12 protein-coding genes are annotated in these 12,897 nt (G+C 73.0%); 4 read left to right on the top strand and 8 right to left on the bottom strand.

The genetic code is table 11. The features are described from left to right. Positions 1-168: 168 nt before the first annotated feature. Positions 169-2,289 carry an ATP-binding protein gene (locus tag ACIA8L_RS11565; RefSeq protein WP_395903113.1) on the bottom strand — a complete coding sequence of 707 codons (2,121 nt, stop codon included), beginning with the start codon at positions 2,287-2,289 and terminating at the stop codon, positions 169-171. A gap of 45 nt (positions 2,290-2,334) precedes the next feature. After that, entirely contained in the window at positions 2,335-3,846 is a 1,512-nt protein-coding gene (locus ACIA8L_RS11570; RefSeq protein WP_395903115.1) for a GGDEF domain-containing protein, read from the bottom strand. A 319-nt stretch (positions 3,847-4,165) separates the two neighbouring features. Between ACIA8L_RS11570 and ACIA8L_RS11575 the strand changes: the two genes are divergently transcribed. Further along, positions 4,166-5,143, top strand: a complete 978-nt coding sequence (locus ACIA8L_RS11575) for a glycoside hydrolase family 5 protein (RefSeq protein ID WP_395903117.1) — start codon at positions 4,166-4,168, stop codon at positions 5,141-5,143. A gap of 54 nt (positions 5,144-5,197) precedes the next feature. On the opposite strand, the gene ACIA8L_RS11580 is transcribed toward ACIA8L_RS11575, so the two are convergent. Next, complete coding sequence (locus ACIA8L_RS11580; protein WP_395903119.1) at positions 5,198-5,521, bottom strand: hypothetical protein; 324 nt, start codon at positions 5,519-5,521, stop codon at positions 5,198-5,200. 281 nt (positions 5,522-5,802) lie between these two features. On the opposite strand from ACIA8L_RS11580, the gene ACIA8L_RS11585 reads away from it, so the two are divergent. Beyond that, entirely contained in the window at positions 5,803-6,393 is a 591-nt protein-coding gene (locus ACIA8L_RS11585; RefSeq protein WP_395903121.1) for a hypothetical protein, read from the top strand. Positions 6,394-6,440: 47 nt separating this feature from the next. Here the strand turns inward: ACIA8L_RS11585 and ACIA8L_RS11590 are convergent, their stop codons facing one another. The 3 genes from ACIA8L_RS11590 to ACIA8L_RS11600 form a co-directional block, all read right to left on the bottom strand. Continuing rightward, a complete protein-coding gene (locus ACIA8L_RS11590; RefSeq protein ID WP_395903123.1) occupies positions 6,441-7,643 on the bottom strand; it encodes an MFS transporter in 1,203 nt (400 codons plus the stop codon). Positions 7,644-7,748: 105 nt separating this feature from the next. Continuing rightward, on the bottom strand, positions 7,749-8,156 hold the full coding sequence (locus ACIA8L_RS11595) for a DUF3224 domain-containing protein (protein WP_395903125.1): 408 nt from the start codon (positions 8,154-8,156) through the stop codon (positions 7,749-7,751). A gap of 22 nt (positions 8,157-8,178) precedes the next feature. Continuing rightward, a complete protein-coding gene (locus ACIA8L_RS11600; protein WP_395903127.1) occupies positions 8,179-9,111 on the bottom strand; it encodes an NADP-dependent oxidoreductase in 933 nt (310 codons plus the stop codon). 86 nt (positions 9,112-9,197) lie between these two features. On the opposite strand from ACIA8L_RS11600, the gene ACIA8L_RS11605 reads away from it, so the two are divergent. Continuing rightward, on the top strand, positions 9,198-9,767 hold the full coding sequence (locus ACIA8L_RS11605; protein WP_395903129.1) for a TetR/AcrR family transcriptional regulator: 570 nt from the start codon (positions 9,198-9,200) through the stop codon (positions 9,765-9,767). After that, positions 9,764-11,029, top strand: a complete 1,266-nt coding sequence (locus ACIA8L_RS11610) for a CoA transferase (RefSeq protein ID WP_395903131.1) — start codon at positions 9,764-9,766, stop codon at positions 11,027-11,029. The genes ACIA8L_RS11605 and ACIA8L_RS11610 overlap by 4 nt, the downstream gene beginning before the upstream one ends. Here the strand turns inward: ACIA8L_RS11610 and ACIA8L_RS11615 are convergent. Continuing rightward, positions 11,019-11,951 (bottom strand): RNA polymerase subunit sigma-70, encoded by a 933-nt coding sequence (locus ACIA8L_RS11615; protein WP_395903134.1) that lies wholly within the window; start codon positions 11,949-11,951, stop codon positions 11,019-11,021. The genes ACIA8L_RS11610 and ACIA8L_RS11615 overlap by 11 nt on opposite strands. Further along, complete coding sequence (locus tag ACIA8L_RS11620; protein WP_395903136.1) at positions 11,948-12,868, bottom strand: alpha/beta hydrolase; 921 nt, start codon at positions 12,866-12,868, stop codon at positions 11,948-11,950. Before ACIA8L_RS11620 ends, ACIA8L_RS11615 begins: the two co-directional genes overlap by 4 nt. Positions 12,869-12,897 lie beyond the last annotated feature (29 nt).

The following is a 12,897-nucleotide window of genomic DNA, read 5'->3' on the forward strand; positions in this document are numbered from 1 at the left end:
TCCACATCGAGACCGTACGCCGATGGTCCGCCCGGCGGACCGGATCCACCGAACTGCGCGGGCGCTGCGCCGCCGTAGCGTGGCGTCGTACACCGCACCGCTCGCCGGGGCCGACGCGCAGGACGCCCGCCGGTCGGGACGCCGGTCCCGGGCACCAGGACGCAGCGCTCAGCAGCCGGTGACCGGGAGCTCGACGGTGATCCGCGCGCCCGGGCCCGTGGTGGGGACCAGGCGGATGGCGCCGTGGTGGCGCTCGACGACGGCGCGGCTGATGGCCAGGCCGAGCCCGGCGCCCGGGATGCGATGGTCCCGGGTCCGGGTCGAGCGGAAGAAGCGCGTGAACAGCTGATCCCGCTCGTCCGGCGGGACACCGAGGCCCGTGTCGGTGACGGTCAGTTCGATGGTGTCGTTGCCGGTGCGGCTCAGGGTGACGCTGACATGTCCGCCGTCGAGACTGTGGCGGATGGCGTTGTCGAGCAGGTGCGTGACGACCTGCGCCAGTCGCCGTTCGTCGCCGTCGAGGATGGTGCGGGGCTCGATCGCCAGGTGCAGGGTGACGTCGGCGGCCGCGGCGGCCGGCTGTGCCGCCGCGGCGGCGGCGTGCACCACGGCGGACAGGTCGAGCGGCTGGCACGCCAGGCCGGCATGGCCGCTGTCGAGCGCGGCCAGGTCGAGCAGTTCGTCGACGATGTGCCGGACGGTGTCGCCGTTGCGGGCGGCGACGTCGAGCAGCTGCGAGCTTTCGGCCGCGGCGGTGTGCGGGCCGAGCTCGCGCAGCAGTTCGATGCACGTGATGACGGAGGTGATCGGGGTGCGCAGTTCGTGGCCGACGAGGGCGAGGTATTCGTCCTTTGTGCGGGTCAGCGCCAGGGCCAGCCCGTCGGCCCGCCGGCGCTCCAGGAACTGCCCGAGGTGGGCCGCGATGCCCGACAGCAGCGCGACGAGCTCGTCCTCGGGGTCGTCGAGGGTGTCGGTGAACAACGCCAGCACGGCGTGGACCTGCTCACCGGAGCAGATCGGCAGGGCGAGGGCGATGGCGGGGCCGCCGGCCGGCGGTCCGGTCCGGGTGGCCGTTGTGCCGGGCCGCTCGCGCGTCCACTGCGGCGCCCGCGCCTGCCAGGCCCGCCCGGCCAGGCCCTGGCCGCGCGGCAGCCGGTGCGGCATGGGCGGGGCCTCGTCGTGGCCGCTGGTGTGCCGGGCCACCGGCACCAGCACGTCCTGCTCGGCCAGCCACATCTCCGCGTGGGGCCAGCCCAGCGCCTCGGCGACCGCCCGCACCACGACCGGCGCGGCGTCGTGGATGCTGTGCGCGCCGGCGAGCACGGCCGCCACGGTCTGCTCGGCCCGGGTGAACCGTTCGGCCCGGCGCTGCTCGGTGATGTCGCGCATCGCCAGGACCGCACCCAGCGGCGGGCCGCCCGGGCCGGTGATCGGTTGCGCGTCGGCGAGCATGACCGCCGGCCGGCCGCCGGGCCCGCGCAGCCGCAGTTCGATGTCGCGGAGTCGTTCCCCGTGCAGCGCCCGCACCAGTGGCAACCTGTCGGCGGCCAGCGGGACACCCTCGCTGTCGCTGACCGGCACCCGCTCCAGCCACGCCTCGAGGTCGGCGTCGTCGGGCAGCCCGTCGGCGCAGGCGCGCATCGCGGCGTTGACGAACACGGGCCGCCCCGCGGTGTCGCAGGCGGCCACGCCGACGTGCAGGCTCGCCAGCAGCGCGTCGAGGAACCGCCGCTGCCGGTCCGCTTCGGCGCTGGCCTGCCGCTGCTCGGCGAACGCGGTGCACGCCTGTGCGCCTTCGTCGACACCGGCCAGTTCGCCGACCGTCCAGTCGCGCGGGCTTCGATCGAGCACGGCGCAGACCCCGACGACCGTGTCGTTGTGGTCGTGGATCGGGAAGCCCACGTAGGCGCGGATTCCCGCTGCCCGGACCGGTGCGTCACCGGGGACCCGCTGGTCCGAGCGCACATCGTTGACGATCATCGGGACGCCCTGCTCGATCACCCACCCGGCCAGCGTCGAGCGCGCCGGCACCGGATGCCTCCCATCCCATCCGCCCGGCAGGCTGGACCCGCCCGCGATCCACAGCCGCCCGGCGTGCGCCAGATGGATCATGCCGGTCGGTGCGTTCGCGGCCCGGGCCGTGACCGCCGCGAGCTTGTCCGCCGCGCTGCGGCTCAGCGCGCTCGGCGCCAGCTCCAGCTCGTCGACCGGGACGCCGCGCACCAGCGGCCCCAGGAGGCCCGGCCGCCCCGTCGTCTCGCCGCTGCCGCGGCGTTCACCCTTGGTCATGGGATCACCCCTGAGCGTGACGGTACCCGGATCAAATCCCACGATTCAGGCAATATTGTCGATGCGGTGCAGGGCCGCCCCGCCGGAGGCGCTCGGGATGCCCGCCGGCCGTTGCCGGGTCGATGCGGCCATCGTCCGGTTGCGGCCCGCGCCTTTGGCCTCATACAGGGCGGCGTCGGCGCGGGCGATGAGCTCGTCGGACGCCTCGGTCGTGTTCCAGGTGGCGACCCCGCAGGAGAACGTCTGCGCCGCGGGGGTGACCGGCCGGAGCCGTTCGACGACGGCGCAGGCCGCGTCGACATCGCTGCCGGGCAGCAGGATGATGAACTCCTCACCGCCGTAGCGGGCCAGGACGTCCGACTCCCGCAGCTGACCGGTCCAGGCGGCGGCGGCCTCCTTGAGCAGCCGGTCGCCGGCCTGGTGGCCGCGGGTGTCGTTGAACGCCTTGAAGTGGTCGAGATCGACCATGCAGACGCTGACCGGCCGCCCGCTCTGCCGGGCGTGTTCCAGGGCCCGCGGCAGCTCGTCGGCCCAGGCCCGCCGGTTGGGCAGGCCGGTGAGCTCGTCGCGGCGGGCCAGTTCACGGACCTGGTCGCTCTGGCGTTCCACGAACCGCAGCAGCACCGTGAGCCGGGTGACCACCAGCACCGACATGATGGTCGAGCCGGCGGCGATGGCCCCGCCGTGGCGGAAGCCGTTGTGCGACATCTGCAGCAGGATGACGGCCGGGGCCATGAGCAGTGCCAGCAGCAGCATCGACATGAGCGGGATGCCCGGCGGCCGCGGTGTGGCGGCGAGGCGCTGCTCGTCGGTGGCGGCGGCGTGCCGCGTGGCGTATCCGAGGACCGCGAACGCCGCGAAGTACAGCACGTCGATGGCGCGGCTCACCCAGCCGGGCACGCTGTGCTCGCCGACGAGCAGCCAGGCCAGGTCACCGCCGAGGAAGCTCAGCAGGCCGGTGGCCAGCCAGGGTGGCGTGGTGCCCCATCGCGCGGACCGCGGCCCGGCGCCGCTGTTGCCGCGCACGAGGATCAGCGCCAGGAAGATCAGCAGGAGGTCGCCGACGGGGTACGCCACCCGCACGAGCTGCCCGAACGCGGAGTAGCTGCCGTCGCGCAGGGCCGGGTCGATGGCGTACACCCAGGCCAGGACCCCGATCCCGGACGTGATCGTAGCCGCGTCGAGCATGGCCGGCCGGATCAGCCGCGGCGGCCAGCGCCGGATCATGAGACCGATGCTGGTCAGCACGGCCGGATAGAACAGCAGGTAGAAGGCGTCGGCGATGGTCGGGTAGGCGTCGCTGCGCAGCACCTCGGACACGATGGTGTTGGGCACGACGGCGGTGCCGTTGGCGAGAATGCCCAGCGCGAGCAGATACCAGGCGGCCCGGTCGGTGCGCGGCAGGCGGGTCGCGGCGGCGGCGATCGCGGCGGCCGGTCCGAGGGCGTTGACGATCGACCAGCTCAGCGCCGTCCACGGGCCGAGCGGGGCCACGACATACCCGGCAATGGCCAGCATCATCGCGGCGAGGTACACCCGCCACCACCCGACACGCATGCCCCCAGAACACCCCATCGGGGCCACGCGCCAAGCCGAATACAGGTGCAAAACGGTTGTAATGCCACCATGGCCCCGGAGCCCGCCGGCCGCCTGGTGTTCGTTTACGTTCGCTTGTGATCGGGCCCGTTCGAAAAATCGCGCGCGCCTTGGATTCCCATTACGAAGGAGTCGCTGCCGTATTCAGGTAGGGAAGGACGAGGCATTGACCAATCGACAGAGCAGACCAGCCGAAGCCACCGACCGCACGCGCGTCGATGACGCCCCGACGCCTCGCCGGCGACGCCTGCGCCGGGCGCTCCTGCGCACCCTGGTCGCGGTGACGCTGATACCGCTGGCCGCCGTCGCCGGCGCGGCACCGGCGAGCGCGGCCACCAACGGGTTCAAGGGGATGAACTGGGCCCGCGTCGGCGACAACTTCACCACCGGCACCCACGTCCTCGAGGGGCTGAGCAGCTCCGACAGCTACGCCACCGTCAAGGCCAAGGCCACCTCGATGTACACCGCCATGGCCGCCATGGGCGTCAACACCGTGCGGTTGCCGATCAACACCCAGGACGTCGGCACCAGCTGGTGGAGCGCCTACCGGGGCACGATCGACGCCGCCACCGCCAAGGGTTTCAAGGTCATCCTGGCCTACTGGGAGGACGGCGCCGCCTCCGGCGGCAAGATCACCAACACGGGCGCGTTCAATACGATGTGGAGCACGGTGCTGTCCGCGTACGCCGCGAACGCGTCGGTCTACTTCGAGGTGATGAACGAGCCGCACGGCTACAGCTCGGCGGACTGGCGCAACTTCGCCGCCTCCTGGCTCGGCTCCCACACCAACGCCCCGAAGAGCCGGGTCCTCATCGCCGGCACCGGCTACAGCCAGGACCTGCGCGACGTCTGCAACGACAGCCGGTTCAGCGGCACGCTGCTGGCCTACCACTATTACGCGTTCTTCTACGGCACGAAGACCTACAGCCAGTGGCTCGCCGACTTCGACACCCGCCTCGGCGGCTGCGCGTCGCGGGCGGTCATGACCGAGTACGGCGCCCAGATGGACAACGGCCTCAACTACGGCGACGCGAACGCCACCGACAACTTCGTGCGGTACCTCCGCGCCGTCACCGAGCGGGAACGGGCCCTGGGCATGGGCGGGGTCTACTGGCCGGCGGTCGGCGGCAAGATCGCGTCCGGCAAGAGCTGGGACCCGTACTCCATGTACTCGCGCACGAGCAGCGGTACCAACCAGACCCTGACGGTCCGCAACAACTCCGGCCGGGACCGGGTGCGGTACGGCTGGGGGCTCTGAGCGTCGACGGCTCCGGGCCGGTCGCACCGGCCCGGAGTACCCCGTTGGGACTGACTAGTTGTTCTCGACGACCGTGTGGCCGTTGGAGGCGTAGTAGCCGGACTGGCACAGGACCTTCGAGGTGCCGCCGATGACCGCGCGGGGGCCGTTCGCGTTGTAGGACGAGCCGCTGCCCTGGGGCTTGCAGGTGGCCGCGGCGTGCAGGTGGAACGTCGACGGGTAGCCGGTGCAGGGGCCGCCGCGGTAGCCGCGGCCCGAGTCGGTGTAGGCGCCGCTGCAGCCCGAGGCGAAGGCCGGGGCCTCGGTGACGACCAGGGTGCCGGCGCCGACCGCGGCGACGACGGCGACGACCCGCAGGGCCTTGGTGAGTGCGCGCATGGTGTTCCTCTCATTCGTGGGACGGATCGGGCCCGGTCACGGTAAGCGCTCTCTCAACAGCCGATCAAGGGTTATACACGTCGATGCGACAGGCCGCTGACCCGTTCGTGAGGATAAATGTCTCGTCGCACTTCAGTCGCTTCTTATGCTAGTTGAAGTAAGTCTCGAAGCGATTCGATGACGCACATGCTGTACCCCCGGAAGCGCTCTCTCGATCGTCGCCTTGGGCATGGTCACGGTACGGTGTCATCGACCGTGGTCCAGGCGTGTATGGGGGGAACGTGGCGGCATCGGTGTGGCGGGTGTGGATCGGGCGGGGGCTGGCCGCGGTCACCGCGATCGGCGCGGCGGTGGCCCTGGTCGGGCTGACCACCGGCGCGTGGGCGAGCGGGACCTTCACCGGCGACAGCGGCGACGGCACGCGACACCTGGTCGTGAACCTGTACCCCGACGGGCGGCTGACGGTCCGGGCCGGCGGCGACCAGGGGCTGCGGGAGCTGTACGACGCCGGCCAGAACGTCGCTTTGCGCTCCGCACTCGAGCACGCGATCCCGGGGACGCTGGACGGGTTCGCGAATGTCCTCGTGATCGCCCTCGGCCTGCTCGCGATCGCCGGGATCGTCAAGCGGCTGCCGACGTACCTGTGGGCCGTGGGCTGCGCCGTCGCCGTGGGCGCCCTCACCGCGGTGACCGTGCTGCGCTTCGAGGTCCTCGCCGCGCTGGGGACGTTCATGGCGCAGATGCATCTCACGTCCTCGACTCAGGTGGAGGACTCGGCCCTGGCCGGGCAGACCACCGCGGCGCTCGTGGTGTCCCTCGTCGCGGCGGCCGCGGCCGGCAGCCCGTTGCTGCGCCCGGCCGCCGACGACTGAGGTTGCGCGAGGCCGCCGCGCTGCCGGTGCGGCGGCCTGCGCTCGTGCTATCTCTGGGGCGGCCGCCGCATGGCCGACGGGGCCTGAGCCAGGACCACCGCCGAGGCCGCCCCGACCACGGCGGCCAGGACCAGGATCAGCCCGGGGGCGCCGACCGTCAGGCCGTAGGCGAACACCGCGGTCGCCGCCGCCGGCACCCCCGCCTCGGCGATCGCGGCGATCCCGGTCAGCGCGCCCTGCACGGCGCCGTGCTCGTCGGCGCCGGTGCGGGTGGTGATCCACGTCTGCGTGGCGGTGCCGCCCAGCGCCGCGACCGAGCCGAGCACCATGAACGGCACGATGTACGCCGAGCCGGCCAGGCCGAACCCGGCCAGGCTCACCGCCCCCGCCCACGCCGACACGATTGCCGCGCGGCGCACCCCGAGGCGCCGCACGTACGGACCCGACAGGGTCGCGGACACGACCGCGCCGAGCAGCGCACTGGCCGCCATCACACCGCCGACGACCGCCGGTGACCAGCCGAAGCGGTGCATCATCACGAACGTCCACGTGCACTGATTCGTCATCCGCGCGATGTCGCCGAGCAGCCGGGCGGCGGTGAGGTGGCCGAGGCCGGGGCGGCGGGCCAGGCCGAGGATCGCACCGACCGGGTTCGCGACCCGCCAGGCCAGGCTCGTGGACCGGTCGCCGGGCCGCGACTCGGGCAGCACCAGCGCGCCGTAGAGCGCGTTGACCCCGGCGAGCGCGGCCGCGGCGAAGAACGGCAGCCGCGGGTTCACGGCGCCGAGCAGGCCGCCGATGACCGGCCCGGCGACGAACCCGACGGAGAACGCGGCACCGACATACCCGAATCCTTTCGCGCGGTGCTCCGGCTCGGTGACGTCGGCGATGTAAGCGTTGACGACCGTCACCGTCCCGCCGAGCGCACCGGCGAAGGCGTGCGCGGCGAGCATCGTCAGGGGCCGGCTCGCGGTGGCGTGCGCGAGCCAGTCCAGGCCGAGGGCGAGCATGGCGCCGACGAGGACGGGCTTGCGGCCGTACCGGTCGGAGAGGCGGCCGAGCAGCGGCGCCCCGACGAACTGGGTGACCCCGAAGCTGGCGCCGATCCAGCCGGACCAGAGCGCACCGGTGGCGGCATCGCCGGTGACGGTGCTGAGCAGGGACGGCAGGACCGGCACGACGAGCCCGAGGCCGAGCATGTCGACAGCGACGGTGACGAGCAGGAACGCCAGTGTTGGCGTGCGTGACACGAGGGTGCTCCTTCGAACGAGGTGGGCAACCCCACCCGTTCGGAAGCACGGAGGATCAGATTATCGGTGCCGTCAAATGGTTTTATTCGGGCGGCCGTGACGGCGCTACGACAGCTCGTAGTCGAACCAGATCCGGTGGGTGCCGTCCTCGTCCACCCGCAGGCCGCCACCGCCCGTGATACCGGCCAGTTCGCCGGTGCCGCTGCTGGCGACGATCAAAAAGAATTCGCCGGTACGGTCCCCGCCCGCGGTAGACGCCGAGTGCACGAAGTTGAAGGTCCCGGTGCGGCCGCCCACCGACCCTTCGAAGGACTCCATCGCCACGTAGGTCCCGGCCCCCGTCGCCTGGTCGAACGCGGCCGTGAACAGCGTCGCGGCGCGCCCGTCGACCTCACCCTCGAAGTGCTTCTCCAGCCACGCGACGCCGACCGGCAGCGCGGTTGTGATCGCCGGCTCGGGGGTCACGTCGGTCGGGGTGAAGCTCTTGACGCTGAAGGTTCCACTCGCTCGCATGCCACGACACTACTGAAGCGCCTCACTCGCGCATCCGCAGCACGACCTTGCCCCGCGCGTGCCCCGACTCACTCTTCGCCAGAGCGGCCCGCCAGTCGTCGAGCGCGTGGACGGCGACGACCGGGATCGTGAAGCGGCCCTCGGCGGCCAGCGCGGCGTACTCGGGTATCGCGAAGTGACACATCCGCAGGCCGGCACCGGTGCGGACACCCAGCGGACCGGCCGCCGCGGGGTCGCTCAGGGTCACCACGTGACTGGGCTCGGCCACGGTACGCACGAGCTCCGGCAGCACCCCGCTCGGCGGCGCGAAGTCCAGGGCGGCGTCGACCGGCCCGCCGGTCAGTGCCTGAACCCGTTCGGCCAGACCGGCACCGTAGCGGGTGACCAGCGCGCCGGCCGACTCCAATGCCGCGGCGAACGTCTCGCCCGCGGTGGCGATGACCCGAGCGCCCTGGTGCAGCGCGATCTGCACCGCGGCGTAGCCCATCATCGTCCCGGCCCCGCTGATCAGCACGGTCCGGCCGCCCTGATCACTTTCGGCCCGGACACCGAGCGCGTCCAGCCCCCGGTACGCGGTCTCGACAGCCATCGGCAGCGCGGCCGCGTCGATCGGATCGAGCTTCTCGGGCCGCGGAAACCAGATGTCGAGCGCAGCGTAGTCGGAAGCACCCGCGGTCGGCCCGGTGAACGGGGCGGGCCCGAACACCTCGTCCCCGACCGCCGTGTCATCGACCTCCGCACCGACGGCGTCGACGGTCCCGGCGACCTCGAGCCCGACACCGCGCGGCAGCGCACCGCGAAACAGCCCACCGCACAGGGCCCAGTCGGCCGGGTTGAGCCCGCAGGCCCGCACGGCCACGCGGACCTGCCGCGGCCCGGGCGCCGGCGGTTCCGCGGCCTCGAGCCGCAGGACGTCGGCCGGAGCACCGTGCTCATGGAATCGCAGCGTGCGCATAGGGGACCTCCAGGGGTGACGACAGAACCTGTCGTCACCGACCCTACCACGGTGATGACAGCATCTGCTGTCGCTAGACTGGCGGCATGGCACGGTGGGAGGGCGACACGCAGGGCCGGCTGGAGCGGGCCGCCTTGGAGCTGTTCGACGAGCAGGGCTACGACCGCACGACGGTCGCGCAGATCGCCAAGCGCGCGGGCCTGACCGAGCGCTCGTTCTACCGCTGGTTCACCGACAAGCGCGAGGTCCTGTTCGGCGGCCGCGCCGACCTCGAGTCGCACCTGCTCAAGGCCGTGGCCGCGGTCCCGCCCGGCACCGCTGCCCTCCCGACGCTGCTCGCCGCCTTCGCCACCGCCCCCGAGGTCATCCGCCCCCGCGAGTTCCTGCTGGTCCGCTCGGCCGTCATCGCCGCCAACCCACCGCTGCGCGAGCGCGAACTGATCAAACTGGCCTCTCTCGCCGAAGCCCTGACCGCCGCCCTGGTGACCCGCGGCGCCGATCCCCAGACCGCGCGCCTGGCCACCGATGTCGCGATGGCGGTCCTGCGCCTGACCGGCCAGCGCTGCCTGGCCGACGAGCGCGCCGACTTCCACGCCACCCTCACCCAGGCCACCACCGACCTGCTCACCGTCGCCACCGAAGCGGTCCGGCCATGACGCCGCTCGCCGTCGACGAATGCGCGCTGGAAGCGGTCACCGCGTGCCTGGACGCGGCCGCGGACCTGGCTGAGGCGCGCGGTGGCCGGCGGCCGCTCGTCGAGCTCGACCCCGGACACGCGCTCGCCGCCGTGCGCAGCGAGGCCCTCCTGCGCGACGCGGACGGACGCGGGATCGGGGGCTTCGCACCGTTGTCGCGACTGTGGCGGGCCGCGGACGGCTGGGTCCGCACGCACGCGAACTACCCCTGGCACCGGCAGGCGCTCCTGGCCACCCTCGGCCCCGAGGACGGCCTCGAGCGCGCGATCGCCGCGCTGCCCGCTCTGGAGGTGGAGCGCCGGGTGTACGAGGCCGGCGGGCTCGCCGTCGCCGCCCGGACCACGGATCAATGGACGTTCGAACCCGGCCCGCTCATCAGCATCGAGCCGACGGGACAGGGGCAGCCTCCAGCACCGCTGAGCCCGGTGCCGAACGCGGCGCGGCTGTCGTCCCGCCAGCCGAAGTCCGCGCTACCGGCGTCCGCGCTACCGGCGTCCGCGCTGCCGGCGTCCGGGCTGCGGGTGCTCGACCTGACCCGGGTCATCGCCGGCCCGGTCGGGACGCGAATGCTGGCCGCCCTCGGCGCCGAAGTGCTGCGGGTCGACTCGCCGCGCCGCCCGGAGCTGTCGTTGCACGCGTTCGACGGCGTCATCGGCAAGGCGAGCACGCTGCTGGACGCGGACACCCCCGACGGCTACGCGGCGCTGCAAAGGCTGGCCGGCCAGGCCGACGTCATCGTGACCGGTTACCGGCCCGGGGCGATGCGGCGACTCGGTCTGGACACCGACCGGTTTCCGGACAAGGTGGTGGCAACACTTTCCGCATGGGGTACCGCCGGCGAGTGGGGCGATCGCCGTGGGTTCGACAGCCTCGTCCAGGTCGCGACCGGCATCGGCTGGGCGTGCGGCGTCGACGGTGCGCGGCCCGGCGCGTTGCCGTACCAGCTGCTCGATCACGCCACCGGCTACCTGCTCGCCGCCGGTGTCCTCACCGCCCTGGCCCGCGGCGGCGGTGCGCACGTGTCGGTCTCGCTCGTCCGCACCGCCCGCTGGCTCCTCGACCACCCACCCGGCCGGCCCCAGGGTGAGCCCGGCGACTTCCGCACCGACCTCGGCAACGGCTGGTCCGGCATCACCCCGCCCGGCCGGCTCGACGGTGTGCCGCTGCGCTGGCCGCGCCTCCCGCCCGCCTACGGCCAGGCCCCGCCCGCCTTCACCGCTTGAGCAGGTCCGGAAACCCGAACGCCACGATCCGCCGGATGCCGGTCGCGGTGGTGCTCAGCACCGCGGCGCCGAACGGATGCTCCTGGTACCGGACCAGGGCCGCCGGCTGGCCGTTCATCCACGTCGGCTCCATCCGCCAGTCGCCCGGCCGCCCCAGCACCTGGGCCAGGTAGGGGATGCAGGTCGTCTTCCCGGCGAACCAGGTCCGGGACGGCAGGAGCTCCAGGGACGCGTCCGTGCGCAGGGCCTGTTCGAGAATGGCGATGTCGCTGCGTTCGAACGCGGCGATGTACTGGTCCAGGAGGGCCCTCGCGGCCGGCTCGACCGGCTCGGTCAGCGCCTCGTCGTCCTCGGACGGGCCCACCTCGTCCAGGCGGGCCCGGGCTCGTTGCAGCACGCTCTTCACGCCCGCGACGGTGACGCCCAGCATCTCGGCCACCTCGGCCGCCGGGAAGCCGAGGACCTGGCGCAGGATGAGGACCGCCCGCTGCCGCGGTGGCAGGTACTGCAGGCCGGCGATGAGCGCGAGGCGCAGGCTGGCCCGCACCGCCACGACCGCGGCCGGGTCCGCGGACTCGGGGGTGACCAGCGCGTCGGGGATCGGGCGGAGCCAGGGCACTTCCCAGTCGGCCTCGCCGGGCGGTGCGTGCGGGTCGTCGGCGGGTGCGCCCAGGCCCGACGGGAGCGGGCGGCGGGCCCGGCTCTCCAGGGCGCTCAGGCACACGTTGGTGGCGATGCGGTACAGCCACACCCGGATCGAGGCGCGCTCCTCGAACTGCGGGTAGGCCCGCCAGGCCCGCAGGTAGGTGTCCTGCACCAGGTCCTCGGCCTCCTCCGGCGAGCCGAGCATCCGGTAGCAGTGTGCGAGCAGCTCACGCCGGAACGGTTCGGTCCGGGCGGCGAAGGCATCCTGGTCGGTCACGCGCACAGTCCCAGCTTGGGCCGTAGCCAGGCCGCGGCGCGAGCGATCGCGGCATCGGCCACTGCGGTGCGGCCCGCGGACATCTGGAACGTGTGCTGCTCCCCCGGCTCGACATCCAGGGTCGCGTCGACGCCGTGCTTGCGGGCCGCCTGCTCGAGGCGGACGGCGTCGTCGAGGAGCATCTCGCCGCCGCCGGCCTGGATGTACATCGGCGGGAACCCGGTCAGGTCGGCGAACAGCGGGCTGACCAGCGGGTCGGCCGGTGAGACGGTCGGCAAGAGCAGCATCCACACGAGGCCGTCGATGTCCATCTCCTTGTCGCCGCCGAAGAGCAGGTCGGTGGCCCGGTTCCGCCGGATCGACTCGCCGCTCTGCGTCAGGTCCGTCCACGGCGAGATCGGCACCAGCGCCGCGGGCAGCGCCAGCCCGGCCGCGCGGGCGCGCAGCACCAGGGAGAGGGTCAGCCCGCCGCCGGCCGAGTCGCCGGTGATCGCGATGTGCTCGGGCCGCGTCCCGGTTTCGTCGAGCAGCGCCCGGTAGACGGCGGTGACCTCGTCGAGCTGGGTCGGGTACTGCCGCTCGGGGGTGTGTGAGTAGGCCGGCAGCACCGCCCGGGCGCCGACGGCCTTGGCGAGGTGTGCGTACAGCTTGCGGTGGGTGTGGATGGAGCCGCCGACGTACCCGCCGCCGTGGATGCACAGCAGCACCCGGTCCACGGCCGCGGCCGCCGGCTCGGCCCAGAGCACGGGCACACCGCCGAGTTCGCGTTCGCGGTAGTCGACGCCGCCCGGCTCGGCGGTCACGTCGCCCCAGTGCGAGTCGATGACCCGCCGCTGCTCCAGGGTGAGCGGCGGGTCGAGCTCGCCCAGGGCGTTGCTGCGGCGGTAGAAGGCGTTCAGCGAGTAGATGTCGTCCATACCCCGTGTAGACCGCCGCCGCCGGAAAA

It is taken from the genome of Dactylosporangium sp. NPDC051541, assembly GCF_044454505.1.
Classification (GTDB): domain Bacteria; phylum Actinomycetota; class Actinomycetes; order Mycobacteriales; family Micromonosporaceae; genus Dactylosporangium.

Bases quoted from the DNA above. Each gene is read 5' to 3' on its own strand.
- ACIA8L_RS11595 (WP_395903125.1), bottom strand. From the start codon at position 8,156: ATGCGAGCGAGTGGAACCTTCAGCGTCAAGAGCTTCACCCCGACCGAC.
- ACIA8L_RS11600 (WP_395903127.1), bottom strand. From the start codon at position 9,111: ATGCGCACGCTGCGATTCCATGAGCACGGTGCTCCGGCCGACGTCCTG.
- ACIA8L_RS11610 (WP_395903131.1), top strand. From the start codon at position 9,764: ATGACGCCGCTCGCCGTCGACGAATGCGCGCTGGAAGCGGTCACCGCG.
- ACIA8L_RS11565 (WP_395903113.1), bottom strand. From the start codon at position 2,289: ATGACCAAGGGTGAACGCCGCGGCAGCGGCGAGACGACGGGGCGGCCG.
- ACIA8L_RS11570 (WP_395903115.1), bottom strand. From the start codon at position 3,846: ATGCGTGTCGGGTGGTGGCGGGTGTACCTCGCCGCGATGATGCTGGCC.
- ACIA8L_RS11620 (WP_395903136.1), bottom strand. From the start codon at position 12,868: ATGGACGACATCTACTCGCTGAACGCCTTCTACCGCCGCAGCAACGCC.
- ACIA8L_RS11605 (WP_395903129.1), top strand. From the start codon at position 9,198: ATGGCACGGTGGGAGGGCGACACGCAGGGCCGGCTGGAGCGGGCCGCC.
- ACIA8L_RS11580 (WP_395903119.1), bottom strand. From the start codon at position 5,521: ATGCGCGCACTCACCAAGGCCCTGCGGGTCGTCGCCGTCGTCGCCGCG.